This is a genomic window from Acidiferrobacterales bacterium (genome assembly GCA_028820695.1).
Classification (GTDB): domain Bacteria; phylum Pseudomonadota; class Gammaproteobacteria; order Arenicellales; family JAJDZL01; genus JAJDZL01.
Genome location: JAPPIB010000050.1, coordinates 190,154 through 216,407 on the forward strand (window position 1 = coordinate 190,154; position 26,254 = coordinate 216,407).

The window sequence follows — 26,254 nt, forward strand, 5'->3', positions numbered from 1 at the left end:
GTGAAATTATCTTTCCACTGCAAAATTATTTTCACATCCGGATTGTAAAAATTTGGCGTTTCCTTCGAGATCAGGGTTCGTCCGTGACCCTTGTGTGCTTGAACTCCGACTCAGCCACCCGAGCCTGGACTCCATCTGTCTGAACGATCACCTGCCAAGCCTCGGTGCACTGTCGACTTGCCGAATCGGTCATTGATTGAATCCACAACGGAGTCCACTTTGCTTTGCCGCTGAACTTCGGTCTGGTCGAATAGTGATCGGTCCTTTTCGTAATCCCTTACGAGAGATTGCAGATGGACACCGATAAGTCGAACGCTGAATCTTGTATCGCCTATTGCATCATGCAACAACCTTTGCGCGGACTTCCAGATGGGTTGTGTGACATCGGTTGGCTCCGCGTGAGTCGCGTCCCGGGTGATGGTATGGAAACTGGAAAATCTCAGTTTGATGCCGACGGTGCGAGCGAACATATTTTTCCGGCGAAGGCGGGTGGTGACATCCTCGGTCAGATGCATCAGTGTGGATTGAAGTATCGTCAAGTCATCGACATCCGTCGCGAAGGTTGTTTCACGCGATATCGATTTCGCTTCAGCTTCTGGTACGACTTTCCTGTCGTCCACCCCGTTGGCGAGTCGGAGTAATTGTCCGACCCCATGTCCGAGTGTTTTCTCAAGAAGTCCGATCTGAGTCATCCGGAAATCTTCTATGGTATCGATCCCGATGCCGGTCAGTTTTCGTGCTGCGACATCGCCGATGCCCCAAAGGCGGGTGACAGGTAACTTATCAAGAAAATTCTGACATGCGAGGGGTAAACAGACAAATCCGTCGGGTTTTTCGAGATCACTCGCAATTTTTGCCAGAAACTTGTTCGAGGCGATTCCAATCGAGGCGGTCAGACCAAGTTCAGACAGAATGTCACGCTTGATCAATTCTCCGATTTTTTCGACCCCGCCGAACAGTCTGGTACTGTCGGTAACGTCCAGGAACGCCTCATCCAGGGAAAGAGGTTCGACCAGCGGTGTGTAGCGAAGAAAAATTTCCTGTATCTGGTTGGATATCTCTCTGTAATAACTCATTCGCATCGGAATGAAAACGGCTTGTGGACAAAGCCGAATCGCCTGACTTGAGGGCATCGCACTGTGAATGCCGAACTTTCTGGCTTCGTAACTGGCTGCTGCCACGACGCCTCGTTGTTGCGCTGTTCCGCCGACTACAACGGGCTTACCTGCCAAGTCAGGCTGGTCGCGTTGCTCTACGGACGCATAAAACGCATCCATGTCAACATGGATGATCATCAAGTCATTGATTACTGTCTGATCCGTACCCCGCAGTACGGTTCGATGACCGCCACCATTGTTACCATGACCCCTTTGCGAGGCGGACAATCACTCGATCGGAGTCTCAGCGGAATTCCCCCATTCAGACCATGAGCCCGCGTAACCGCGAATCCGATCGTAACCCAAGGACTTCAGCATGGCGTAGCTGTGTGACGACCGATGGTGCGTCTGGCAATAGGTGATAATCTCCTTGTCCGGCGTAATGCCACTGTGATGCAACATCTCAATGAGCTCATCAGCGGGTTTGAAGCGGTTGTTTCGGGTCGTATCAATCGTGTCAAGCCAATTGATGTTTCTGGCTCCTGGAATGTGCCCGCCTCGCATCGCTCTGATGTCAAATCCTTCATACTCCATTTTCGATCGGGCATCAAGCAGGCCAATATCCGAATTTTCCAGATTGGAAAGAATATAACTCTTGTCAGCCTGCGCTTTGCCGTTGACGTGAACCGGGTAGTCACTGCGCTCGACACTGGACGGTGTCGAGGTTTCTACCGGGTATCCCTCATTTTTCCAGGCTGTAAAGCCGCCATTAAGTAACGACGTGCTAGGATGGGCCAGCACATCCAGTGTCCAGAGCAGTCTCGACGCACGTCCATTGCCTTCCGAGTCATAGGCGACAACGTGCATATTCCGTGTCAGACCGACTCGGGAAAATACATCCTGCAAATTTTCCACAGGTGGTAACGTACCGCTGGTCGGAATAGCCCCAGACACGATGTCAAGATAGTCAACGTGCACGGAGCCAGGAATCCTTTCCCTTTCGTACGCATCAGTGTCGCCGACGTCAACTATGAGAAGGTCGGTCTGACCGAGAACTTCTTCAAGCTCAGAAGGTTCCAACAGAAACGGTAAATTTAACGTCATCGCAATTATTTCCCTATAAATTTGAAAATCCGAAAAAAAGATTTTAAATATTCAAGATATTTTTGTCAATTTGGAATGGAATGCTCATTAATATAGGTTCAATTGAAAATTTGTCAAGAGGGCAGGGTGCACAAAATTGAAGCTGCTATTGATCGATTCAATTCACCTCGACTTCAGGTTGAGCGCGAGGGTCTGTGAATGGATGCAAGTGCATTCAATGGTTTGGATCATAGAGACTGAAGCGGGTCTTGAGCCGGAATTCGCCGTACAATTTATTGACAATTTTTGTTCAAAAGTTTGTATGTAACTTTGTTATCTGTTGAATTAATAGGTAGTTTCAGACTGAGCAATTATTTACCACTCTCAGCAAACGATTCGAGTTCACAATGTCACCTCGGGTCGATACCTTTGGTCTGACGCGAATATCTGACAGTAAACTCCCCAATCCGAATTATCATTGCTGTCCATGGCAGGAATTTGAGTCGCCGCAATGAGTCTGATCGGATGCGATGCATGCGTCCGAAACTGCAATCGAAGTGATGTGCCTGTGCAACATATTGAAGCGATGAATGAAACAAAAAATTACCATGAATGAGGCATCGGTAAACGAGTTCAGCACACAAAAGCGGTGGCATCTGGCAGATTCCGGCATCGGAGAGGATGTCATCACCGAGGTGCTTGAGATCTACGGTTCTGACCCGACTGAAAGACAAGGCAATCCCATTGATGTGATTGCGATATTGACAGAGGCGGAGGCGGACTGGGAAATGGCCGCCATCTCGGTTCTCAGGGGTTTGCATCCGGTCTCGAAATCGCAGATAGAGCGTATAGGAAAACGCTTTGGCACGCCTATGCGCCAGCTGTACGAGAGCGCTTTGCAGTTGGACAGTATCTCACTGGCGGTCGAGCGCGGCACTTTGCAATCGGGGCCATCATCACGAAAAATTGACTTGAGCGCAATTCTCGTCGCCATGGTCGATGATCCTCGAGTGGTCGTGATTCATCTTGCCGAACTGCTGGTTAAGATGAGACGCGCCAGGGACCTGTCGGAAGTTGAAAAAAACAAGATGGCGCAACAGATGCTGTCGGTCTATACACCCTTGGCGAACAAGCTCGGAATCTGGAGGTTGAAGTGGGAACTTGAGGATTTGTCTTTCAAGTTTCTGAAACGTCCGGAATTTGACCGCATTGCGCGACTGGTTGATGAGCGTCGGGTCGAGCGAGAGCAATATGTTGTCAGATTTGTCGCCGAGCTGCAGGCGCTGATGGATCGGTCGAATATCAGTGCGACAGTCAATGGACGGGCCAAACATCTGTACGGGATCTGGAACAAGTTGCAGAACAAGGGATTGAATCTGGAAAGTCTCTATGACTTGCGCGCAGTTCGGATTCTCGTGCCCGATATCGCTTCATGTTACTCGGCCCTGGGGGCGGTGCATGCATCTTGGGCGGCGGTTGAAGGCGAGTTCGATGACTACATTGCCGTGCCAAAACCGAACGGATATCGCTCCTTGCACACAGCTGTGTCCGGTCCGGATTCGAAGACGGTGGAAGTGCAGATTCGTACCGTCGAAATGCACAACGACTGCGAATTCGGCGTCGCTGCGCACTGGAAGTACAAGGAGAACGCCAAATCGAGTGCATACCAGGACCGGAAAGTCAGGCTGCTGCGACAGATTCTCGAGTGGAAAGAGGAGATGCTGGGCTCGAAGGACGGTGATTCGATGTCGGTTGAAGGCTATACGGAAACTGTATTTGCGTTCACACCTGCAGGCAATGTCATTGAGCTTCCCTTAGGAGCCACTCCGATCGATTTTGCCTATGCGGTTCACACCGAGGTTGGGCATCGTTGTCGCGGCGCTATGGTGAATGGGCGAATCGTGCCGCTGACCTACGTCTTGCGAACCGGGGATTGGGTCGAGATACGAACCGTCAAATCGGGTGGTCCAAGCCGCGACTGGCTGAATTCGAATGAAGGATTTACGGTGACATCCAGGGCACAGGCTCGAATCCGACGGTGGTTCAAATTGGAAGAATACGGTCGATATCAGGCACAGGGCAAGCTGTTGCTTGAAAAGGAGTTCAACCGCCAGGGTCTCACTAAAGTCAACCTTGAGAAACTCGCCGGGGACAACGGGTTCAGGCACAGTCAGGACTTGCTGACTGCGATTGGCATGAAAGAGCTCAAGCCATCTCATGCCGTAACCAGCCTGATTCCCAAGCAAGTCGGGCAGGCCGACCCTTATCCGGAGGCGCCGCAACCACCCCATCGCAAACAGGAGACCATGACTTTACCGTTGTCGGTGCTGGGTGTCGGGGAACTTCTGACACGGTATGCATCGTGTTGCGGACCCTTGCCCGGAGACGACGTGATCGGTTATGTGACCGTCGCGCGCGGCATTACGATACATCGGCCGGATTGCGGGAACCTGAAGCGAATGCTGCAAGTTCATCCCGAACGGATGGTTGCCGTCAATTGGGAAACTGACAAGTTCACGAAGCGTCCGGTTGACATTGAAATGGTTGCGGAAGGACATCCTCAGTTGCTACAGGACGTTACGACTGCGATCACACAGCTGGGATTGGAACTGCTCAGTGTGAGTGCTGTCCGGGTCAAACATCAGGACCTCGGCAAGATCTACCTGAGTTTGGAGGTGGGAAGTGCCGAGGACCTGAAAAAGGCCTTGGCCCGACTGCGTCAGGTTGACAGGGTCTTGAAAGTCAACCGATTGCACGGTTGACAGCAACGCAATGGGTTTTCACTGAATCTCGTATTCGAACGTGCGCTGACACAGAATCCTGTCGCTCGACGGCTCGAATGTTCGTTCGTGGAACGTCACCATTCCTTCACGGCTGACAAGGATGACCGATGAACTTCGAGTACCGTAATCTTTCGTGCGGATGAATATGGGAAGTCTTGACGGATCGACTGCTGGTATGGTTGTTGAGGCGTCCTGTTCAGGATGCCGTTGCCCCATTCCAGCTGTGTCGCTGTCCAGGAGGATGTCAAAAATCCGCTCCGCATCAATGTGATCTTCCGATTGGGACAACTTCAGGAGTCTGCGCTTGCCTTCCTCCACCCTGGGCCAGGGCGTGTTCAGGAAATGATTGCTCAACCCGTGTACACCTTCGGTGATGTCGACGATCTGACGATCCCGATTGGTCTGGTATCGCAGACGGGAGAAGTCGCCAAAGATCAATCCGTAGCCGTTGTAATCCTGCCCTGAATCATCCAGCAGTTGGGAATATTCAACCACCGATTGGTCAGCAGCCAAAAAACCGCTTACCAGCTTTCCCCGACTCTGGAGTCTGGAATTGTGACGTCCGGGTTCGTGGTGATTGGTTATCGCAGCGAACCGGCCACGGCGACTCAAGCCCAACCAGGTTCCACCGGCCTGTTCGTCCCTGCCTGCGATAATCTGTGGCAGGTCAGGCCAATAGTCAGCGGCAACGGCCGGCCGGTTGTAGTACTCGTCCCGATTGGCAGCGACAATGAATGGGTAGCGTGAACTTTGCCCAAGAGCGACTATGATGACACACATATCGGAATATCACCTGTCAGAATCCATGTTGATTTTTGACTTTCGAATCCTACTTGCATAGCACAATCTGTGTTCAAATTGAAGTTGGAAAACAATTTCCGGCCAATATTCAGGACTCAGGAGGTTCACTTCGATCACAGGCAACATTGTCAATCACGAGGCGTGGTGATGGCACATCAATTTATTGTAGGCGATTGCCGGGGAGATTTGACTCGGGGTGGTACTGGTGGAATCAGTTTGTCTCCAAGGCCTGATTTTCGTCTGGATTGCTTGGCGTGATCGGCATTGTCAGGAGGACTTATGCTGAATTCGGTATGAACTGAGTTCTGAGGTCGTTTGACGCAACGACGCTCTGTCAATTCGACCTGTTCGAGCATATGTCAAATCAGCATAAATCACATCTGTGTCTTTGAAATCGTCCACATGCCCATCGACTGATGCACGATCAGCCGCAGGCGGCTCACTGAATTCAATTGCGCCTGCCGAATGGAGGTGTTCAAGGAAGTGGTTCAGTGAAATATGCACTGGATTTGTCGAACGCAAATCTGTGTTATGCAAGTACCGTTGAACAACTTCCTCGAAACTGCCTCTGCGGTCGGTATCGGGTTGTCTGAGCCAACTGTCAAGTCGAGCCAGATCCGTTTGTCGGCGTTGTACCGTACGGTGTGCATAGCCTTGGATTTGCATTTGCGAGAAAAAACTCTCATACCACTCGCTCAGCAAACCTTCGCCATCGCAAAGTCGTTCCTGCCAATTGTTGAATGTCGAACACATAGAAAATACTCCTGCCTGTCTATAGGCAGCTTAGAAGACTAAATGCCATGTCGTTTTTCTGCTCAGCAATTGATTGATTGAATTGATGTATCAAAGTTTACCCGACATAGTTGAATAGTCGAGATAGAGTCTCCATTGGTATCAAACCAAGTCCGATGAAATGACTGCACTACAATAACCCCGATTACCGACTGAGTTTGAGGACTGCAGCATGATTCCCATTGCCGGCTATGCAAATCGCTGGAGCGTTGGCCAAAACGAAACAATCCAATTCAAGGTTAGCAGCGAATTTGAGCAGCCCTATTCCGCTCGACTTGTGCGCATAACCTGTGCCGATCCCAATCCTGATGGACCCGGCATCATTGAACATGATCTAGGGGACGTTTTTGCCGGTGAGTTTCCCTCCAGAAAACAACCCGTCAAACTCGGATCCTATGGATTTGTACCCGTCGACGGCGCACTGGTACACTCTGATCACTACTCGGTCTGTGTGAATATCTGGCCGACATTGCCTCAATGCGGGAAGCAGACCATCATCTGTTTCAGGCAGGCGTCGGAGCTTAAACTGCTGGAGGTGTATTTGAAAAACGGTCACTTAGCTGCCTGCATAAACGAAGACACAGTGCTGAGAAACCGAAGTGCCTTGCTTGAGCGATACTGGTACACCGTCAGGTGCATAGTCGACCTTAAAGCCAATGAATTGCACCTTGATCAAGTTCCTCACAAGATCTCTTTCGAGGGTATAGAAAAAGGCAGGGATTCGTTGAGAATATCTCACGCGCCTTCACTGCCTGCGATAGATGAGATCTACATAGCTTCAAGCGGCCCTGAACTGGACGCAGCACACTATAACGGCAAGATTGAACGTCCTGGGATTTATAAAGGAACATTTGACGAAGGATTCCCCAACCAACCCGCAGCTATAGCGAATGAAGAAATACTTGAGAGTTCCTTTCAAGAGCAAATGGATACTTCGATTTTTGCGTTGTGGGACTTTTCACTGGACATTCAGACTCAAAATATCACCGACATTGGTCGGTTTAATTTACATGGCAATCTGATCAACTGTCCCACACGAGCGATGAGAGGTTCCAACTGGAGCGGTAATGAAATGGCCTGGAAACATGCTGCGAATGAGTATGGGGCCATCCATTTTCACGATGATGATATTTACGATTGCAATTGGCAAACTGACTTTGAGTTTACAGTTCCCAGCGGGTTTCCAAGCGCAATGTACTCGCTGCGAATTGAGTGTAACGACACCTACGAGGACATTCCGTTTTACGTTCGCCCCCAATTCGGCAAACCACAGTCAAAAATCTGTGTAATCGTTCCGACGTTCACCTATACCGTTTACACCAATCAGGCCCGTGCAATTGCCGGACCTGAGTATGAAGCCCTGGTGAAGGAACGGGGAACTCGCCCCTGGACGCCCGACGAAATTCGAGATTTTGGACTGTCGACCTACAACTACCACAACGATGGCAGCGGAATCTGCCTTTCCTCAAGCCTCCGGCCATCGCTGACGATGCGTCCGAATTACATCACCATTTGCAGGGATTATGGGGGCTCGGGTATGCGGCATCTGCCGGCTGACACCCATCTGCTCGCCTGGCTTGAACACTTCGGCTACGAATACGATGTTGTATGCGATGAAGATGTTCACCGCGAAGGTGCGGAATTACTGAAACCCTACTCAGTGGTAATGACAATGAGTCACCCGGAGTATCACACCCGCAATACACTGGATGCGATTGGTCAATACACCGAGTTTGGCGGGAGGCTGATGTATATGGGTGGAAACGGATTTTACTGGAAGGTGGCCATCCGTGACGACCTTCCCGGGATGGTGGAAATTCGAAGGGGTGAAGGCGGTATTCGAATTTGGGCAGCGGAACCCGGTGAGTACTACAACGCGCTTGATGGTGAGTACGGCGGTATGTGGCTGCGCAATGGACGCCCTCCGCAACAGATCGCCGGCGTTGGATTTACCGGTCAGGGTGACTTTCAGGGAACCTACTACCGACGCAATCCAGATATACCCAAACGATTTGAGTGGGTTTTCGACGGAATTGCCGATGAGATTCTGGGCGATTTCGGATTGAGCGGCGGTGGTGCCGCAGGTTTCGAACTCGACCGGATCGATTATGGACTGGGCACGCCGCTTCACGCCGCCGTCCTGGCCAGCTCAGAGATCTATCCCGAACATTTTGTCCTCGTTCCCGAAGAAATCCTTTCTCACCAGAGAACCCGTACCGGGGATCCGGTCGAAAAACTGATTCGTGCAGACATGACTATTTTCGAGACAAGCTTCGGTGGCTTTGTATTTTCTGTGGGATCAATCACCTATTGCGGCAGTCTGCCGTGGAACGGATTCGACAACAATATTTCTAAACTGACGCAAAACGTGCTCAACCGATTTTTGAGCAAGGATCACAGACGCACGGGGTAGTTGTCAGGTGACGAAGTACGCTTTTCCACTCATCGCCTTTACTGTTCTTGCTGTCTTTGCCTATTTCCTGAACTGGGACCTTCTTCTGTCCCTGGACTTTTCTGTCGTTTGGGAATACCGCGTGGTCCTGCTCAAGGGGCTCATGGTTACACTTGGACTGACTGCTTGCGCGGCTGTCTCAGGGCTGCTCTTCGGAACCGTTCTGGCGATTGCCAGCCAGTCCGCAATTGCTCCACTTCGCTGGCTCGTGATCGCCTTTGTCGAGATCTGGCGCAACACGCCGCTGCTCGTGCAGTTGATCTGGATTCATTTCGCACTGCCGCTTGTTACGGGAATCAATACTACTGCTCTTGAGAGCGGTGTAATCGGAATCACCTTGCAGGCGAGTGCCTACTTTACGGAAATCGTCCGGGCCGGGATTGAATCGGTGCCCAAGGGACAGTGGGAGGCCGCCTATTCGCTGGCACTCCCTTCAAGGATTCGCTGGACCCGGGTGATTCTGCCGCCAGCCATCCGCACCATGATTCCGCCACTTGTAAATCTCACGATCAGTTTTTTCAAAGGGACCGCGATTCTATCCATACTTCACGTAAGCGAACTGATGACAGTAACCAATCGAATCAGCAACGTTACTTTCAAACCGGTGGAACTGTTCAGTGCAATCGCCGTCATTTACTTCATTGTGGGTATTGTGATGAGCAAAACCACGCTCAGGCTTGAATACTTTTTGCAAAAAAGAGAACGCTAATGAGATTCGAATGGGATCAACTGATACGCTACGGCCCGGATCTTTTGCAGGCCTTTGGTGTAACCATTTGGATTTCAGCGGTCTCCCTGTTGATCGGGATTGTTGTTGGCATGTTCGCGTGCCTGGGGAAATTGCAGGAAAAAGGGCTTTCATTCCGAGTTGCAAACGGATTCATTGATTTTTTCAGAACCATTCCGGAAGTTGTACTGATTTTCTGGGTTTATTCGTGTCTCCCCCTGCTGCTGTCGATTCGAATATCGAGCGAAGCCTGCGGCATCATCGCACTTTCACTGTTCAGCGCAGCCTATCTCGCTGAGATTTTCCGCGCCGGTATTCTTGCAGTGCCCAAGGGACAGGTCGACGCTGCCAAGGCACTCGCTATTCCAAGATACTACATCTGGCGGCAGATCATCATTCCACCGGCCATCCGTAGAATGATGCCGGCATTCGTCAATTTTTTGACTGAACTACTGAAGGCAACCAGTTTGCTGTCCGCAATTGCAGTGGGTGAGATGGCCTATACGGCCAGCATACTCGGTGCACAGACTTTAAGCTACTTCGAATTTCTGACTGCTATTGCGGTTCTGTACTTTATCCTGATTTTTCCGTTCAGCCTGCTTGCCCGCCGTTCGGAGAAAAAACTGCTTCAGAAAACCGGGCACTGAAGGTCACCATTCAATGGAATCTGAAAGAACATCCGGCGAACGCTTCATTTCCTGCCGAAATGTTACCAAGCTCTTTGGCTCGTTCAAGGCATTGGATGATGTTTCCATCGACATTGACAAGGGTGAAATCGTTTGCGTTGTCGGACCTTCCGGCAGTGGAAAATCGACTTTCCTTCGCGTCATCAATGTGTTGGAAACGGTGAGCAGCGGAGAAATCATCGTCAACAACACACATTTGCCCGGCAGTCAAAAAGATGTTGAAGAAGTGCGACGGGAAGTCGGGATGGTTTTTCAGCAGTTCAATCTGTTTGAGCACATGTCAATCCGCGAGAATGTAACTTTTGCGCCGCGGGTTGCCCGGGGAATGTCAAAGACTGAGGCAAATGATTTGGCCGAGTCACTGCTTTCACGCGTCGGCATTGTCGAGCAAATTGAGAAATACCCCAACCACTTATCCGGCGGCCAGCAACAGCGAGTGGCTATTGCCAGAGCGCTGGCGATGAAACCGCAAGCTATGCTGTTTGATGAACCGACCTCTGCGCTCGACCCCGAAATGGTCATTGAAGTACTGGATGTAATGCGAGAACTTGCACACTCCGGAATGACAATGATCATCGTCACGCACGAAATGGGGTTTGCGAAAGAAGCTGCGAGTCGTATGTTGTTTATGGCCGATGGACAGTTCGCTGTCGATGCAGATACTGATGAGTTTTTTCGCGGTGGGGACAATCCAAAGCTTCAGCAGTTCCTGTTAAACATCCTGTAAACGACTCACCCAACGATGTATCACAACTTGATTTACAGCTCCGGCATTGACTCAAGGATACGAATCGTATGGTGGAATATGGCACTTCGGGGCAACAAATCATTACAATGGGGGTTGAGTTTCATAGAATCTCTCCCCATCGTGAAGAATCGATGAAGGGAACCATAATGAATATCTGGAGGAAAAGTTATGATTTTTAGAGCATTAATCATCAAACTTGGCGTAGTATTAAGTTTACTTGCTGTCGGGTGGGGATCCGCTGTCGCACAGGACAATCTCATCGGCGTAATCAAGGAGAGAGGGGAAATTCTCGTTTGTCATGCAGAAGCTTTGCCGTGGGGAGCCAAGGATCCGAAAACAGGGAACTGGGTCGGCACCGACATTGAAGCAGCAAAACACCTCGCTGGTATTATGGGAGTCGATTACAAACCTGTCGATTCGCAGTGGGGCACCCTGATTCCGAGTTTGGAAACTGGAAAGTGCGATATTGTGATGTCTCCAATGTTTCGTACAGCCGAACGAGCAATGCGAGTTTTGTTTTCGAATCCCTCGGGATACGAAACGCAGGGAACAGCAGTGCATATGGACTCCGATGCCCAATCACACAGTGATCTGGATAAGGAAGGCATGATCATCGCAGTCGGTTCGGGCACAGCAGACGAAGCGTTTGCCAATCGCTTCTTCAAAATGGCACAAGTCAAGCCACTTGTGAGTGACAAACTGTCAACCTATTTTCTTGAAGTGGCCAGCAAACGAGCTGATGCGGTTTTGACCGACAGTTCATCACTGCGTAATTTCATCAAGCAGAATCCAGGCATGAATCTGCGTATCATTGATGACGCACCGCTCAATCCGCAAGGTTATGCCTATGCGGTACAGCCGGGCGAATATCACTTTGTCAACTTCATCAATGTTTGGCTGGAGACGATCGAGCAGCAAGGACTGAAAGACCAGTGGTATGAAATGGTCACCGCGGAGTAATGTGACTTTCCAGGTCAAACACCGCAGTACAACCTAAGAATCAGTACATGAACCGCTCGGCAGATCAGGTCCCGCCCAAACCTGAATCCATCGCGGGCGGCGTCATGTCGCTCAATCGACTGATTGACCCGATGCGCGTTTTTGTGCGCGCGTCGGGTGCCTACATGTGGGACGATACCGGCAAAAGATACATTGACTATCACGCCGCTTTCGCACCCTATCTGCTGGGGCATGGAGATCCCGATGTCAACCAGGCGGTCATTGACTCGATCATTCGAAACGAGTCGCTGATGGGTGCTGGAACCACGCCTTGGGAACATGAAATTGCTGATCTGCTGGTCGACTCAGTGCCCTACCTGGAACAGGTGCAACTGACCAACAGTGGCACGGAGGCGGTTGCCTTTTCGATACGACTGGCACGCGCTGCCACGCAAAGAAACGACATCGTGTTCATGCAGGGCGGCTACAACGGCTGGATGGATTCTGTCGCCTTCAATTTGATGGACCCTTCATCAACTTTCAAAAATCACCGTCGCGGTGAAGAACACTCGCTCCGCCCGATTTCCGCCGGTATGCACGCGGCAACTCCGCAAGGTGCACATGCCGTCGAATACAACGATAAAGAGGCTTTGGTGCCACTGCTCGAAAGCGGTCAGATCGCGGCAGTCATTGTTGAGCCTGTGCTACAGAATATTGGCATCGTCAGACCGCAGCCGGGATATCTTGATTTTGTCAGGGAACTGTGCTCTAGGCACGGTACGCTGCTCATCTTTGATGAAGTCAAGACAGGCTTTCGCCATGCGCTTGGCGGTTACCAGTCGATTTGCAATACAGCTCCCGATCTTAGCGTTTTCGGCAAGGCCGCAGCCAACGGCTATCCCCTCGGAGTTGTTGGGGGCAAAGCGGAGTACATGTCATTTTGCTGTCACCCGGACCCTACGAAACGAGTGCTGATTGCAGGCACCTATAACGCTCATCCGTTCGTTGTGGCTGCTGCGATTGCGACAGTGAAAAAGCTCAGGGACCGCGGTGATGAGATTTATTCACATCTGGACAGACTCGGGGAGAAACTGGAATCCGGATTAAATGATCTGTTTTCGAGCTGCGACTACCCAACATCAATCGTTCGGGTAGGCTCTGCATTTGTTGTTTACTTTATGGATCATGAACCTGTCAACTGGTCAGATATCGCTCGCAACAATGACGCGCAGCGAGATGTCCGATATCGCAAGGCACTGATCGAAAGCGGGGTATTTCACTTTCCTGTAACGACCAAGCAGGGGAGCATTTCCTTCGCTCACACTGATTCGGACATCGACGAAACCCTGTCGATCACCGAAAAAGTTCTGGCTGAAATCGGTTAAAAGACTGCTCGCTTATTGAATTTACGTCAGGCGAGACCGTTGGCGCGCACCAGATGCCCTGCACTACTGCGCCGCTTCAACATACATGCGCTCGCCCCAGAATCCCGATTTCCACACATTGATGCACTCCGCTGCAAATCGCTCCAATTCTTCTATGTCGGCTGCCGTAGCAAAAATGTTGCCGGTATTGCCGCCGCTTGGTCCATAGAGGTTGTTGCCGCGATCGTAGAATAGTGCAATATCAACGATGTGAAAGTCACTTTCGGGCGTCCACGACTCTGCTGGCAGCAAGCCCTCGGGATGGAAAATGTACATCAGGTCTCCGGGTGCCGGAAACATGCACAACCACTCTTTTGGGGGATCCTCACCGAAAACGGTTTCAACCGGAAGCAGTGTATAGATTTCGTGATTGGCGTACTTTGCATGCCACATGTCACCTTCGAACGGTAGCGCTTTGCTGATTATTTCGCAGGTTTTAGGTGAATGATCCCAACGCAGTTTCAATTTCACGCTGGCACCGTTGTTGCGCATTCCGACGCGTACGTACTTCAACCGGTTACTCATTTGCTGTCTCCATTAGCACACGGAAATCCTTCCGTATCGTATCAATATCTGGCTGTCGATCGAATTATAGTGACGCTGAACGGCTGGTTTCACCAATATGGCAGGCTTTCAGGGCGATAGGATTAATCGTCAGGGCTTTTCCAGGTTTGCATATACAATTCGGACAACAGTAAGTTTCAATTGCTCTGTGCATGCCGCAATCAGTTTATCAGCTACCGAATACACCTGCAGTTGCCATCGGTGGCATCTGGCATGAGACCAATACCTTCGCGGCCAAGAACACCCATCTGGAGGACTTCAAAGCCTATCAGTTTGTAACAGGAAGCGACTTGATTGAACGCTACCGTGATACAAACTCGGAACTTGGAGGATTCATCCGTCAGCTCACTGAGCTGAATTTCGCTGCCGTGCCAACTACATTTGCGGCAGCTGTGCCCTCCGGCACGATTGAGAGTAAAACATTTTTCCATCTGCTTGACCAGCTGATGAACCAGTTGCGCAACGCGATGCCTCTTGATGGCGTCGCACTCGCACTGCACGGTGCGGCCGTGGCTGAGCAAATCGAAAGTGCGGACGCTTATATTCTTGAACAGGTCCGCACACTTGTCGGCGACAATGTTCCCGTTGTTGCAACTTTCGACTATCACGCGAATCTAAACGAAGCCATGCTCGAGTACGCTTCAGTACTGATTGGATACGACACCTACCCGCATGTGGATATGGCAGAACGCGGAGTTGAAGCAATTAACGTCCTCAAGCAGCTTTTGTTTGATGAGCGGAAAATTGAATGCGCATTGCGCAAAGTTCCGTTGCTAACCTCCCCTTTGAAACAGCAGACAGACGAGTTTCCAATGTCGCAGATCATCCAGCGGCTTCATGAAATTGAATGCAGTCCCGCAATCACCTGCGCATCCGTTGCCATGGGATTCCCCTATAGTGATGTCGCACACCTGGGAGCGTCTGTAGTCGTGTATGGGACAAAGGTGCGTGAAGTCGATCTCGCAGCAAATTCAGTAGCCACCCACCTGTGGCGACTGCGACACGAGTTTCAGGACAACCTGGTATCGGTAGATGAATGTGTTGACACGGCGCTCGGCAATTGCGCACACCCGGTCATCATCGTAGAGCCATCAGACAATGTTGGGGGAGGCAGTGCCGGGGACGGAACAGGTGTCCTGCACGCACTGCTGGAACACAACGCCGCACGCTCAGTGATCGTGATATACGATCCGGAAGCGGTTACGGAATCTATCCAAGCCGGTATCGGCAGTCGATTAAAGTTAACGATTGGTGGCAAAACGGACAGTCTGCACGGAACTCCAGTGGAAACATCTGCGGTGGTTCAGTCCATCTCAGATGGGGAATATAAACACAAGGGCTCTTACATGACGGGCTATATTACGTCAATGGGACAAACCGCGGTGGTGCTGTCCGGTAATGTTCAAATCGTCCTCACATCAAGGCGGAGCATGCCTTTTGATGCCGAACAGTTGCGCAGCCTGAATATTGAACCGAAAGATCAGAAAATTATTGTCGTTAAGTCTGCAATTGCATGGAAAGCGGCATATGGTGAGATAGCCGGCAAGATTCTAGTCGCAGATACCCCCGGAATTTGCGCCGCAGACTTGTCCCGGCTTGCGTTTCATAATCGACCCAGACACCTGTATCCGCTTGAGCAGCACGCGACATATTCGACTTAGACCCGATCAGAAACAAATCATGACAATACCCCGGGAAACCGTATTTAAAGAGCCGGAATTCGAAACGAGGCTGGCAAACACTCGGCAGAAAATGGCGGCGCGCGGCATCGACACGCTAATTCTGCATTCTGCACCCAACATCTACTACCTGTGCGGTCACCACACGCTCAATTTGTGGGACTACCAATGCCTTATCGTCCCCTCAAACAGCCCGATGGTCATGCTGCTGTGGCAATTTGAGCGCGGGCGGTTCGAGGCTTCCGCAACTTTGGCGGAACTTGAACTGTATGAAACGCACTGCGATCCGATTCAGGCTACATTGGAAGTCATTACGAGCCGCAATCTTCTGCAAGGCAGGATCGGTATTGAGGCCCAGAGCAGGTATCTGAACCCTAAAATGCATGACCAGTTGAAAGATGCACTGAATCAAGCGAATGTCGTGAACGGGTCCGGTCTAGTCGACTCGGTACGAAATATCAAGTCACCGGCTGAACTCAGTGTGATGAGAAAAGCTGCCGAAATCACTGATTTGGCGATCCGCAGCGGTTTCGACCGTATCGATATCGGTGTAACCGATTCAAGCATTGCAGCGCGCGTGGCTTCTGTTTTGATCGATCAACACAGCCTTGGTTTTTCCGTCTACCCGATTATCTCTGCCGGTTACCGCTCTGGCATGCCTCACAATAGTAATTTCGGCTACCGGATTCAGGAGGGAGACCCCGTCTTTATTGAATGTTCCCCGAGCCACTTCTGGTACCATGCTCCTTTGATGCGCACGGCTGTGGTGGGTGAGGCAAACCGTCAAATTGAGGAATTCGCTGAACTCGAAACCGAGATAGTGGCAGCAATGCTGGAGACGGCAAAAGCCGGTGCGCTCGCGTCCGATGTGGCAGCCGTTGCAGCATCCCGAATTGCACCGATTCGCGACCAGATACTGTTTCACGAAGTATACGGCTACCCGGTAGGCATCGGATTTCCGCCGACCTGGGGGGAAGAGTCAGGATTCGCCATCGTGCCTTCCAACCATCGTCCACTTAAGGCCGGGATGGTGTTTCACATCCCGATGACGCTTCGAGTGAACGGCGAGTTCGGGGTCGGCCTCAGCGAGACTTTTGTTGTGAGTGAGGAAGGACCACCTAAGACGCTTAGCGACCTTCCGCTGGCGCTGCACCGAGTAAACCCATGAAGTTCGAACAATCCACACAACTGTACGAAACTGCAAAACAATACCTCGCGGGCGGCGTCAGCAGCAACTTTCGCTATATCGGCTACGGAGAAAGCCCGGTTCCGCTTTTTTACGACAAAGGCAGCGGCGCAAGGCTTACTGATGCAGATGGCAATGTCTACATCGACTATGCTTTGGCCAACGGGCCCATAATTCTCGGACATGCACCTGAAGTGGTACTGAAACGGGTCAGGGAAACGCTGGCGATGGGCCAACTGTTCGCCGGCCAGACTAGTCTCGAAATTCACCTCGCCCGCAAATTGGTGGAAATCATTCCATGCGCCGAACTTGTTCGTTTCGCATCCAGTGGAACAGAAGCGATACAGGCGGCTGTGAGGCTGGCAAGAGCGGCAACGGGAAAGTCAAAAATTGTGAAGTTCGAAGGACATTATCATGGCTGGACCGACAATGTTTTTATCAGCGTGCATCCGGCGCTCAAAGATGCAGGAGCTGAGAACATGCCAAACAGTGTTGCTCAGACTCCAGGACAATCTGCAGCTGCGCTTGAGGATGTGATCACTCTACCATGGAACAATCTGGATGTTTTCGCTGAAGTATTGCGAACTCGAGGGTCGGAAATCGCCGGGGTAGTCATGGAACCTATCAATTGCAATACCGGCGCCATTTTTCCACTTCCGGGATATTTGGAAGGAGTCAGGGAGTTAACGGAGAAATGTGGGGTCACGCTGATTTTCGATGAAGTGATCACGGGATTTCGGGTGGGTCTGTCAGGTGCGCAGGGCTTGCTCGGCATCACCCCCGACCTCGCCATATTCGCCAAGGCAATGGCGGCTGGTTTTCCGTTGGCAGCTCTTGCCGGCAAAAAAGAAATCATGGAGCTTCTGCACTCCCGTCCAGTAATGCATGGTGGTACCTACAATGCCAATGTCATGTGTGTTGCGGCGGGCATTGCCACTATCGAATATCTGGAGTCAAACGGTGGAGAAGCCTACCGCGAGATGGAAGAATTGGGCAGGCACCTGATGCACCAACTAGAGCGAGATTCCCGCGCTGCCGGTTACAAATTTTCTGTTCAAGGCATGGGTTCGGTTTTCCATCCGATTTTTGGTTCGGTAGACAGCGTCACCAACTATCGGCAGTACCAGCGCACCGATCTCAATTTAATGAAGATGTTTTATGCCAGGCTACAGTCGGCCGGAAGCAGGGTTACCGCCCGCGGCACATGGTTTCTGTCTACGGCCCACAGCTTGGACGATATTGCGGAAACGCTGGAACATGCGCGGCATGTATGGAGGAATCTGGATGAATAATCGTCAACAGGGTCGAATTGGATTTGTATGGCCAGGGGGCGGAGCTGAGCACGACTTTTACAGATTTCTCGAAGAAACCGGAGATCTGGCAAGGCTGTACCTTACCTGTACCCGCGTCGGCGGCGACGGGGAAAACGATCACGATGTCGACGCCCTGCACCAAACCTCGCGCCTGGACTGGCTGGTTGAAGCCGCTCTCAGACTCATTCCGCTTCGTGTTGATTGTGTTTATTGGCCGTGTACCAGCGGCAGTTTCATTCGCGGTCGCGAACACGCCGAAGCTCAGCTGAAAACACTGACCGAGACGGTTGGCGTCCCATCCGGCAGTACATCACTGGCATTTATCGAAGCGCTTCGTCTTTGCAATTTCACCCGCGTGAGTGTCTTATCGACCTACCCAAAAGCGGCTTCTGAAGCACTGAAGTCTTTTCTTGGACAATTCGATGTTGAAGTGCTGAGCATGAACTGGCTGAATGCTGCATCCGGCTGGGATGCTGCGCTTTTCGAACCCGAATTCATCATTGAACATATCCCGGATACGATTCATCCGGATGCTGAGGTACTGTTGATACCTGATACCGCAATGCCAACACTGTTTGCTGCAAGTGACTTTGAAAAAGCAGCCGGTATTCCGGTTTTCACTGCCAACGGCGTGACGATGTGGAACGCGACAAATCTAGCGGGACTGTCTGTATCTGATGACAGATTCGGCTCGCTTATTTCAGGAAAGTGGAATTGAACGAAGCAAAATATGCTTTTTCCGCTCCAAATGATTACTCCCGCGGTACTGCCGTGGCAAGCATAATCGGTTCGCTTGAGTTCAACACTGTTTGGCCGGCAAACATTCAGGACGTGCATTTTCATGGCGTAGCGCGGGGAGCAAATCTTCGTGCTTACGCGATGACACTTGGATCAGGTGGAGGAACCTATACGGCCAACAGTTAGCCAGCTTGCGAAACACAGATAGTTACTGGCGGCCAATCTATGCAGGCGTAATCAATGACAGCGTTGATTTTCTGAATTTGAGTGTTGGTGCAGCTGGAACAATCGAAGCTTACACCGAGCAGCAGATACGTCAGAACTTCTCGCACACGATTTCCGCAATGGCACAGACAGGTTCAGCCAACAAGACAGTCTTTGTCTGGGCCGCCGCAAACGCAGCTAATGATAGCGGGTGCAGTGACAATGGAATAACCGACGCCTGTAACGGCAACATTCCGAACGCAAATTCGCCGGAGATATACGCCGGAATGATGGCGCGCATCAGTGAACTTCAAGGTCACAGCATCGCCGTGGTGTCAGCCGACAGTTCGGGAAACATCTCAGGTTTTTCGAACCGCTGTGGCATTGCTGCAAGTTGGTGTATCGCCGCTCCAGGCGATGGGGTCAGGGCAGTTGGGTATCAGGCAGCCGAAGATCCAAACAATCCCGGACATGTTCGAGATGCGAAGTCGCAAAAAAGCATCATCGCTGCCTGGTGTCAGCGGTTCTGAGTCGATTGGCCTTGGGAAGTTCATATTGATCATCTGGCAAGATCGATTCGATTCAGTGCCACAGGCGCTGCGTCACTTCAGCCTGAACCGCAAGGAGGCTTTCGACGCGCTGCTCTCGCCGCCGTAAGTCGCCACCCGCCATTTTCCGATTCTGTCAGTTGCTGCAGGTGCTGTGACCTGCCGCGGATGCGTTCGTCCTCAATAAGGACGTCAGCGGGCGTTCGGCCGCAAAACAGCGTGGGAAACACGTGGGACTGTGTGTCCTCAAGGGCGCCTAATATGATAGAATGGCAGAAACCTTCGGTTTGTCGATATCATCAACGTGTAGATCGAACATTTGGACGAAATCGCATCACGGATATCGCAAGCACAATGTATGGGGCGATGACACCGAATTGAGCTGTCAAGTGCATTTTGTACAGTAAAGCAAAACAAGCGATCAAGATAATTGAAGATGATTATTCAGAATTTTGAGAGTTCACAAAGACAGTTAAAATCGATAGCCGGTGGCGCTATGTCGCTGAACCGGAAGATTGAACCCATGCGGTTTTTTGTATCTGCGAAAGGTGCTTATCTATTCGACCACCGCAATCGTAAATACATTGATTATCATGGTGCTTTCGCGTCCCAACTGCTCGGACATGCTGACCCGGATGTCAATAGGGCGATCACGGAAGCATTGACGCGAGGTGAGTCGCTGATCGGAGGGGGTATCACTCCGTGGGAGATAGGGATTGCAGATTTGCTTGTCGAAACGGTTCCCGGTCTTGAACAGATTCAATTGACTGCTAGTGGTACGGAAGCCATCGCCATCGCCATTCGTATAGCACGGTCATTTACCAATCGCAATCAAATCTTATTTATGCAGGGCGGTTACAACGGCTGGATGGATAGTGTTGCCTTCAATCTAAAGGACTCAAGGGAAGCGCTTCAGAATCACGAACCGGGAAAAGAGCATGAATTGAGGCCGATTTCAGCAGGCATGGGTTCAAACGCCGGCGAATATTCCCGTGTTGTTGAATTCAATGATATTGAAGCGGTCGAAAATGTTCTCAAGTTCAATAATATCGCGGCCATTGTCTTGGAGCCGGTACTGCAAAATATCGGCGTTGTCAAGCCACAGCCGGGCTATCTGGAATCCATACGCAGGCTTTGCGACATTTATGGGACTTTGCTGATATTCGATGAGATCAAGACAGGATTTCGAAGCGCACTGGGTGGTTACCAGTCAATTTGCAACGTCAGTCCCGACCTCAGCGTGTTTGGCAATACCGTTGCAAGTGGATATCCCATTGGTGTATTGGGCGGCAAATCCAGATACATGTCGTACGTGGATCATCCCGACCCGAGTCGGCAGGTTTTTGTGGCTGGAACTTCTAACGCCCATCCAATGGCTGTCGCTGCAGCCATGGCCACCATTGAGAAACTGCGAGACCGCGCAGATGAGATCTATGCGCACATTAATCACCTCGGTCAGCTGATGGAGGAGGGCTTGAACGATGCGTTTTCGCAAGAGAATTATCCAGCTGCCGTGGTACGGGAAGGCTCCGCATTTGCAGTCTATTTTATGGACCACGAGCCGACCTCATGGAAAGATATTGCGCTTAACCATAATTCTAACTTTGATGTCCGCTACAAAAAACTGCTGGTCATGAAAGGCATTTTTCACTTTCCGGTTGAAGCCGTGCAAAGCTGTATTTCATTCGCCCATACTGAGGAAGATATCGAAGTAACCCTAGACACTACCAGGAATATCCTGATAAACCAAAGGAACGCTTGACGGGTGAGGTGATGCCTTTGGTTCTCGTGGTGCCGAGCATAGAATTTCTCCCTCGTATCCGTTGACTCGAGTCCGCAGGTCTTGCCTGACAATAGCCTCGAGTTCATCCATATCAGCCGCGGTCGCTGAGATGTTCACACCATTAACCTAGATGACCCGACAATAGGATTTTTCTTTTGACAAGATATGCTCGTGAATCCAGACGATCGTCAAATTGGCAAAGTCGGCACAATTCGGACAGATTTGTGCGTGAAGCGGTTCGTTTGGGCGTCAGGTCCCGCTCGTATTTCAAGATTCAGGAGATGGACCATAGATTCAACCTTTTCAGTCAGGATCAGACGGTGCTGGATCTCGGAGCATCGCCTGGTGGGTGGTGCCAATACGCAGTCTCGCGTATAGGATCCGGCGGCACGGTCTTTGCAGTTGATGTCCTTGAGTTGAAACCTTTAGACCAGGTGCACTTCATTCAATCCAATATAACCGAACAGCAGTCTCGGAAGAATCTGGCACAGGTGCTCGGAACTCAGAAAGTCAATCTGGTTCTTTCTGATATGGCGCCTAATCTGACAGGGATCTCAAGTGTGGACTCTAGGAACTTTTCTGATCTATACGAAGCAATCTATGATGTGTGCGATTTGATTCTCGACCGTGACGGAACGTTGGTATTCAAGTTTTTTCGAGACCACGATTCAGGCACACTGAGAAAGCAGTGCGAGTCGAGATTCGAAGCCTGTAGTGTTTTCAAGCCCAAGGCCTCCCGCTCCAGGAGCTAGGAATCCTATATGATCGCAAGCCGATACTCAAAGTGCGCTTCCGTCTGAGCCGCGGAATCACCACCGTTCCGACCCGATTCAGGCAAATCGAATCCAAGCAACCGGGAACAATTATTCTGGATTTTTCGCTAAGCATGACAACGCCATTTGCGACGGCTCGCCACCTTGCGATTTTGGTGTTTGGGTCAGCGAGCCACACAGAGGACAGATAGAGTGAGATTTCAACTGGCAATCAACATGGAACGGATGGACGGCAGCGTCGACATGCCGACGGTGATGCAGCATACCCTGGATATGGTGCAGATGGCAGACCGTAGCGGCTTCAATGTCGTTTGGGCCGCGGAGCATCATGCATTGGAAATGACGATTGCTCCAAATCCGTTTCAATTGCTGACCTGGTGGGCCGCACATACCAGCGATATTCGTCTTGGCAGTGCAGTCGCGGTCGCAGCATACTGGCATCCGATCAATCTGGCCGGCGAAGCGGCATTGGTCGATCTGATCAGTAACGGCCGTCTGGAGTTTGGAATCGGGTCTGGCGCATATCAGAGAGAATTTGATCGCATGCATCCCGGTCTGAAGCAACCCGATGCGTATCGGTATGTTCACGAAATGCTGCCGGTGGTGAAAAAATTGTGGCAGGGAGACTACGAGCACAATGGAGAATTCTGGTCGTTTCCGACGTCAACTTCAGTCCCGAAACCGGTCCAGGTCCCACATCCGCCCATCTGGGTAGCTGCGAGAGCTCCAATCACATTTGACTATGCGGTGGAAAACGGCTGCAACATTATTTCTTGGCCACTGACGCGGCCATTTTCCGAGGTGCAGCTGTACAAAACCCGGCTGACCGAAGCCATGGCCAAATCGAGTGGTGGACATCGCCCTGTTTTTGCCGTGATGCGGCATACCTCGATATACGACAACGCCCGGCACCGCGAAGCCGCGATAGCTGCCATCCAGAAAAGTATGGGCATGTTTCAAAACCTATTCCTGAATCTTGGTGATGTCATCAATGGATTTCCAAAGCAGATACCGTTGGAAGAACTCGCGGAAAAAGAACAGTTTCACCCAGCCATGCTTGAACAGAACCTGATGCTCGGAAGTCCCGAAGAAGTGATCCGAAAATTGAAAATGTATGAGGATGCCGGAGTGGACGAGTTTGTGTATTTGACGAGTATGGGACTGGGGCACGATTTTCAGAAACGATCGCTTGATCTGTTCTGCAATGAGGTGATGCCTGAGTTTGTCTGATCGGGAGATGAAAAGATGCCTCAACTGCCAAACGGTACCGCGTACGAACTGACAGGAAACCCCGGTAATCCTGCGGTTGTCTTGATTCACGGACTGGGTCTGAATCGTCAGATGTGGCGGGATTACGTGCCGGCGCTATCCCGTCGCCATCATGTTTTGACCTATGATCTATACGGTTATGGTGAGAGTCGCCGCGTACCGTCTGATATCTCACTTGAACTTTATTCCAGGCAGTTGAATGATCTGCTGCACGAAGTGCAGGTTGACCGGTGTGTTGTAATCGGATTCTCTCTCGGCGGCATGATCAACAGGCGCTTCGGAATTGATTATCCGCACCGCGTCGAGGCTCTGGTTATCCTGAATTCTCCACATGAGCGCAATCCAGAACAACAGCAGACAATCGAAAGGCGCGTGCAAAATACGGCTGAAGAGGGACCGAAGGGCACATTGGACGAATCGATTGTCCGTTGGTTCACGCCGAAATTCCGGTCAGCGAGACCCGATGTGATCAATGATGTCCGCAGCTGGGTCGGCAGCATCGAACCAACCATCTATTTTCATTCCAGAGTGGTTTTGGCCAAAGGTGTGACAGAGCTGATTCGTCCGCAACCTCCACTTGCGTTCCCGGCACTGGTGATCACATGTGAGAACGATTCGGGCAGCACACCGTCGATGTCTCACGCAATCGCCTCGGAGATCGCCGACGCTCAGGTTGAAATCATACCCGAACTACAGCATCTGGGCCTGATGGAAGAACCGGAGATGTTTCTCCGGCCGATAGAGGAATTCCTCAGAAAGTGCATGAATTGATGTGATATTGCGGCAACAGTCAAGTTTTATTTTGGAGTCAGACCTGTGGCACGATTGACAGGAGGGCAGGCCGCGATCGAATGTCTTCGCGCAGAATCTGTCAGACATGTGTTCGGTCTGATCGGTTCCGCCACCATGGAGCTATTCGATGCACTGTATGATGTATCGGAAATCAGTTTCATCGGTGTACACGATGAGAGAACAGGCGTCCATATGGCGGACGGGTTTGCACGAGCGTCCGGAACGCCCGGTGTTTTTGTAGCGGGCCAGAACGGACCAGGGGCGACCAATCTTGTAACTGGGCTGGCGCAAGCCAGGGCCGCATATTCGCCCGTGATTTCAATTGCCGGCGCCTTGTCAAGCGAACATATCTATCGCGATGCGTTTCAGGAAGTCGACCAGCAGTCGTTGTTTACTCCGATCACCAAAAAAACTTGGACCGTCACTCAGACATCACGGGTAGCGGAAATGATGCGGGAGGCATTTCGCGTTTCAATGTCACCGCGCCGCGGACCGGTTCAGCTCAACATTCCCCGTGACATTCTGGCGAACAGCGCACAATTCGGCAGTTTTCAATCGCCCGAACAGTATCGGACCGAAAGTCTGCCTGCCGCACCCGGCCCGCAGATCGAAAAGGCCGCGTCTGTCCTTGCCGCTGCCACAAAACCCGTCATTGTGGCGGGCGGTGGTATAAAGGATTCAGGCGAATGCGGACAAACAGTGGCATTGGCGGAATTTATCAATGCTCCGATAGTGACCTCGCCCGGACACGGTGATGCGTTACCGCATGATCATCCCCTGAACCTGGGCCAGATGGGTCCCCGAGGAAATCCAGTCGCCTCCAGGCTGGTGCAGGAAGCGGATGTGATATTGGCACTTGGGACAAGACTGGGGTTCAATTCAACCTTCTATTCCCACGATTACATCAACCGATTGGCGAAGATAATCCAGGTCGAACTGGAACCTGCAGCGATCGGACGATACTTCCCCGTCTCACTCGGTATCTGGGCAGATGCCGGTACAACAGCGGCACAGTTGACTGAATCACTGAAGGCCCTGAATTCGCCGAGCCTCGCGGATAGCTGGACAAAAACAGCCACAATGGAGAGAACAACCTATCTTGAAAGACGCGACGCCGACGCTGCGTTGGATGCAAATCCAATCCAGGCGGGCGCTCTTTTCAAGGTATTGCGTGATACTTTACCGAAAGACACCGCATACACGCTTGATGCAGGCACATTGTGTCTTCAGGCCACAGATGCGATGAACTACTGGATGCCCCGTTCGCTGTTCACACCCCTGGATTTTGGTCTGGTTGGATTCTCATTTGCTTGTGGTCTCGGGGTGAAGCTGGCCATGCCGGATCGGACCGTTGTAAGCCTGATGGGCGATGGCGGATTCGGAATGACGCTGTCGGAATTGAGTACCGCGGTCGATCACCGCATCAATACGATCACCATCGTAATGAACAATCAGTGCTGGGGTGCCGAGAAAGCCTACCAACGCGACTATTTCGACAGTCGATTTATCGGTAGCGACGTGAGCAGTCCACCATTTGACAAGATCGCGGAACTGTATGGCGCCATTGGATTTCGGGTGGACAGGGTTGAGCAGATCGGTGATGCTGTGCGCGGCGCAATGAGTCGCGATCGACCGGTCGTTATCGATGTTCAGATCGACCCGGATGCACTATACAGCTTTCGTCGGGATTCGTTCCAGCATCGTGCAAAGAATTAGAGATTCATGAGCTGTTGAAGCAACATTCATTGACGGAACTCGAAATCTGATAAAATTTAAGGTCCGGATTGGTAAAAGGTCGAATCAGGACTTGTAAAGTCGCGGCATTGTCCCCACTATCTTACCAACAGGTTTGAATAAGTTACGGTACTGGCGC

At 51.3% G+C, this 26,254-nt stretch carries 22 protein-coding genes; 18 read left to right on the plus strand and 4 right to left on the minus strand.

Annotated features, from left to right (window positions below; genetic code table 11):
- Positions 1-110 precede the first annotated feature (110 nt).
- Both dinB and OXI60_09115 read right to left on the minus strand, forming a co-directional pair.
- Entirely contained in the window at positions 111-1,385 is a 1,275-nt protein-coding gene (gene dinB, locus OXI60_09110) for a DNA polymerase IV (GenBank protein MDE0309971.1), read from the minus strand.
- Positions 1,386-2,201, minus strand: coding sequence for a sulfurtransferase (locus OXI60_09115; protein ID MDE0309972.1), 816 nt, complete (start codon positions 2,199-2,201; stop codon positions 1,386-1,388).
- A 569-nt stretch (positions 2,202-2,770) separates the two neighbouring features.
- Between OXI60_09115 and OXI60_09120 the strand changes: the two genes are divergently transcribed.
- Positions 2,771-4,942, plus strand: a complete 2,172-nt coding sequence (locus tag OXI60_09120) for a RelA/SpoT family protein (GenBank protein ID MDE0309973.1) — start codon at positions 2,771-2,773, stop codon at positions 4,940-4,942.
- An 18-nt stretch (positions 4,943-4,960) separates the two neighbouring features.
- On the opposite strand, the gene OXI60_09125 is transcribed toward OXI60_09120, so the two are convergent.
- Entirely contained in the window at positions 4,961-5,743 is a 783-nt protein-coding gene (locus OXI60_09125) for an NRDE family protein (protein ID MDE0309974.1), read from the minus strand.
- Between the two features lie 985 nt (positions 5,744-6,728).
- Between OXI60_09125 and OXI60_09130 the strand changes: the two genes are divergently transcribed.
- From OXI60_09130 to OXI60_09155, 6 genes are all read left to right on the plus strand, one after another.
- A complete protein-coding gene (locus OXI60_09130) occupies positions 6,729-8,969 on the plus strand; it encodes a hypothetical protein (GenBank protein MDE0309975.1) in 2,241 nt (746 codons plus the stop codon).
- Positions 8,970-8,976: 7 nt separating this feature from the next.
- Positions 8,977-9,717: an amino acid ABC transporter permease gene (locus OXI60_09135; protein ID MDE0309976.1), complete on the plus strand. Its 741-nt coding sequence runs from the start codon at positions 8,977-8,979 to the stop codon at positions 9,715-9,717.
- Positions 9,717-10,382: an amino acid ABC transporter permease gene (locus OXI60_09140; protein ID MDE0309977.1), complete on the plus strand. Its 666-nt coding sequence runs from the start codon at positions 9,717-9,719 to the stop codon at positions 10,380-10,382. The genes OXI60_09135 and OXI60_09140 overlap by 1 nt, the downstream gene beginning before the upstream one ends.
- Positions 10,383-10,395: 13 nt before the next feature.
- Positions 10,396-11,148: an amino acid ABC transporter ATP-binding protein gene (locus OXI60_09145; protein MDE0309978.1), complete on the plus strand. Its 753-nt coding sequence runs from the start codon at positions 10,396-10,398 to the stop codon at positions 11,146-11,148.
- Positions 11,149-11,337: 189 nt separating this feature from the next.
- Entirely contained in the window at positions 11,338-12,129 is a 792-nt protein-coding gene (locus OXI60_09150; protein ID MDE0309979.1) for a transporter substrate-binding domain-containing protein, read from the plus strand.
- A gap of 47 nt (positions 12,130-12,176) precedes the next feature.
- A complete protein-coding gene (locus tag OXI60_09155; protein ID MDE0309980.1) occupies positions 12,177-13,493 on the plus strand; it encodes an aminotransferase class III-fold pyridoxal phosphate-dependent enzyme in 1,317 nt (438 codons plus the stop codon).
- 63 nt (positions 13,494-13,556) lie between these two features.
- Here the strand turns inward: OXI60_09155 and OXI60_09160 are convergent, their stop codons facing one another.
- The gene (locus OXI60_09160; GenBank protein MDE0309981.1) at positions 13,557-14,057 is read right to left on the minus strand and encodes a DUF3830 family protein; all 501 of its coding nucleotides are present in this window, start codon (positions 14,055-14,057) and stop codon (positions 13,557-13,559) included.
- A 191-nt stretch (positions 14,058-14,248) separates the two neighbouring features.
- Here OXI60_09160 and OXI60_09165 point away from each other — a divergent pair, with 191 nt between their 5' ends.
- The 11 genes from OXI60_09165 (at position 14,249) to OXI60_09215 (ending at position 26,097) form a co-directional block, all read left to right on the plus strand.
- Positions 14,249-15,757 (plus strand): M81 family metallopeptidase, encoded by a 1,509-nt coding sequence (locus OXI60_09165; GenBank protein MDE0309982.1) that lies wholly within the window; start codon positions 14,249-14,251, stop codon positions 15,755-15,757.
- A 19-nt stretch (positions 15,758-15,776) separates the two neighbouring features.
- Entirely contained in the window at positions 15,777-16,943 is a 1,167-nt protein-coding gene (locus OXI60_09170) for a Xaa-Pro peptidase family protein (GenBank protein ID MDE0309983.1), read from the plus strand.
- Entirely contained in the window at positions 16,940-18,253 is a 1,314-nt protein-coding gene (locus OXI60_09175; protein MDE0309984.1) for an aspartate aminotransferase family protein, read from the plus strand. Before OXI60_09170 ends, OXI60_09175 begins: the two co-directional genes overlap by 4 nt.
- The gene (locus OXI60_09180; protein MDE0309985.1) at positions 18,246-18,992 is read left to right on the plus strand and encodes a hypothetical protein; all 747 of its coding nucleotides are present in this window, start codon (positions 18,246-18,248) and stop codon (positions 18,990-18,992) included. The genes OXI60_09175 and OXI60_09180 overlap by 8 nt, the downstream gene beginning before the upstream one ends.
- Positions 18,989-19,198 (plus strand): hypothetical protein, encoded by a 210-nt coding sequence (locus OXI60_09185; GenBank protein ID MDE0309986.1) that lies wholly within the window; start codon positions 18,989-18,991, stop codon positions 19,196-19,198. The genes OXI60_09180 and OXI60_09185 overlap by 4 nt, the downstream gene beginning before the upstream one ends.
- A gap of 5 nt (positions 19,199-19,203) precedes the next feature.
- A complete protein-coding gene (locus OXI60_09190; GenBank protein ID MDE0309987.1) occupies positions 19,204-19,746 on the plus strand; it encodes a S8 family serine peptidase in 543 nt (180 codons plus the stop codon).
- 541 nt (positions 19,747-20,287) lie between these two features.
- Positions 20,288-21,526, plus strand: coding sequence for an aminotransferase class III-fold pyridoxal phosphate-dependent enzyme (locus OXI60_09195; protein MDE0309988.1), 1,239 nt, complete (start codon positions 20,288-20,290; stop codon positions 21,524-21,526).
- 245 nt (positions 21,527-21,771) lie between these two features.
- Positions 21,772-22,299 carry an RlmE family RNA methyltransferase gene (locus OXI60_09200; GenBank protein ID MDE0309989.1) on the plus strand — a complete coding sequence of 176 codons (528 nt, stop codon included), beginning with the start codon at positions 21,772-21,774 and terminating at the stop codon, positions 22,297-22,299.
- Positions 22,300-22,512: 213 nt separating this feature from the next.
- Positions 22,513-23,550: an LLM class flavin-dependent oxidoreductase gene (locus OXI60_09205; protein MDE0309990.1), complete on the plus strand. Its 1,038-nt coding sequence runs from the start codon at positions 22,513-22,515 to the stop codon at positions 23,548-23,550.
- A 15-nt stretch (positions 23,551-23,565) separates the two neighbouring features.
- The gene (locus OXI60_09210) at positions 23,566-24,360 is read left to right on the plus strand and encodes an alpha/beta hydrolase (protein MDE0309991.1); all 795 of its coding nucleotides are present in this window, start codon (positions 23,566-23,568) and stop codon (positions 24,358-24,360) included.
- Positions 24,361-24,405: 45 nt separating this feature from the next.
- Complete coding sequence (locus OXI60_09215) at positions 24,406-26,097, plus strand: thiamine pyrophosphate-binding protein (GenBank protein ID MDE0309992.1); 1,692 nt, start codon at positions 24,406-24,408, stop codon at positions 26,095-26,097.
- Positions 26,098-26,254: the final 157 nt, after the last annotated feature.

Bases quoted from the DNA above. Each gene is read 5' to 3' on its own strand.
- OXI60_09115 (MDE0309972.1), bottom strand. From the start codon at position 2,201: ATGACGTTAAATTTACCGTTTCTGTTGGAACCTTCTGAGCTTGAAGAA.
- OXI60_09120 (MDE0309973.1), top strand. From the start codon at position 2,771: ATGAAACAAAAAATTACCATGAATGAGGCATCGGTAAACGAGTTCAGC.
- OXI60_09125 (MDE0309974.1), bottom strand. From the start codon at position 5,743: ATGTGTGTCATCATAGTCGCTCTTGGGCAAAGTTCACGCTACCCATTC.
- OXI60_09130 (MDE0309975.1), top strand. From the start codon at position 6,729: ATGATTCCCATTGCCGGCTATGCAAATCGCTGGAGCGTTGGCCAAAAC.
- OXI60_09140 (MDE0309977.1), top strand. From the start codon at position 9,717: ATGAGATTCGAATGGGATCAACTGATACGCTACGGCCCGGATCTTTTG.
- OXI60_09145 (MDE0309978.1), top strand. From the start codon at position 10,396: ATGGAATCTGAAAGAACATCCGGCGAACGCTTCATTTCCTGCCGAAAT.
- OXI60_09150 (MDE0309979.1), top strand. From the start codon at position 11,338: ATGATTTTTAGAGCATTAATCATCAAACTTGGCGTAGTATTAAGTTTA.
- OXI60_09155 (MDE0309980.1), top strand. From the start codon at position 12,177: ATGAACCGCTCGGCAGATCAGGTCCCGCCCAAACCTGAATCCATCGCG.
- OXI60_09160 (MDE0309981.1), bottom strand. From the start codon at position 14,057: ATGAGTAACCGGTTGAAGTACGTACGCGTCGGAATGCGCAACAACGGT.
- OXI60_09165 (MDE0309982.1), top strand. From the start codon at position 14,249: ATGCCGCAATCAGTTTATCAGCTACCGAATACACCTGCAGTTGCCATC.
- OXI60_09170 (MDE0309983.1), top strand. From the start codon at position 15,777: ATGACAATACCCCGGGAAACCGTATTTAAAGAGCCGGAATTCGAAACG.
- OXI60_09175 (MDE0309984.1), top strand. From the start codon at position 16,940: ATGAAGTTCGAACAATCCACACAACTGTACGAAACTGCAAAACAATAC.
- OXI60_09180 (MDE0309985.1), top strand. From the start codon at position 18,246: ATGAATAATCGTCAACAGGGTCGAATTGGATTTGTATGGCCAGGGGGC.
- OXI60_09195 (MDE0309988.1), top strand. From the start codon at position 20,288: ATGCGGTTTTTTGTATCTGCGAAAGGTGCTTATCTATTCGACCACCGC.
- OXI60_09210 (MDE0309991.1), top strand. From the start codon at position 23,566: ATGCCTCAACTGCCAAACGGTACCGCGTACGAACTGACAGGAAACCCC.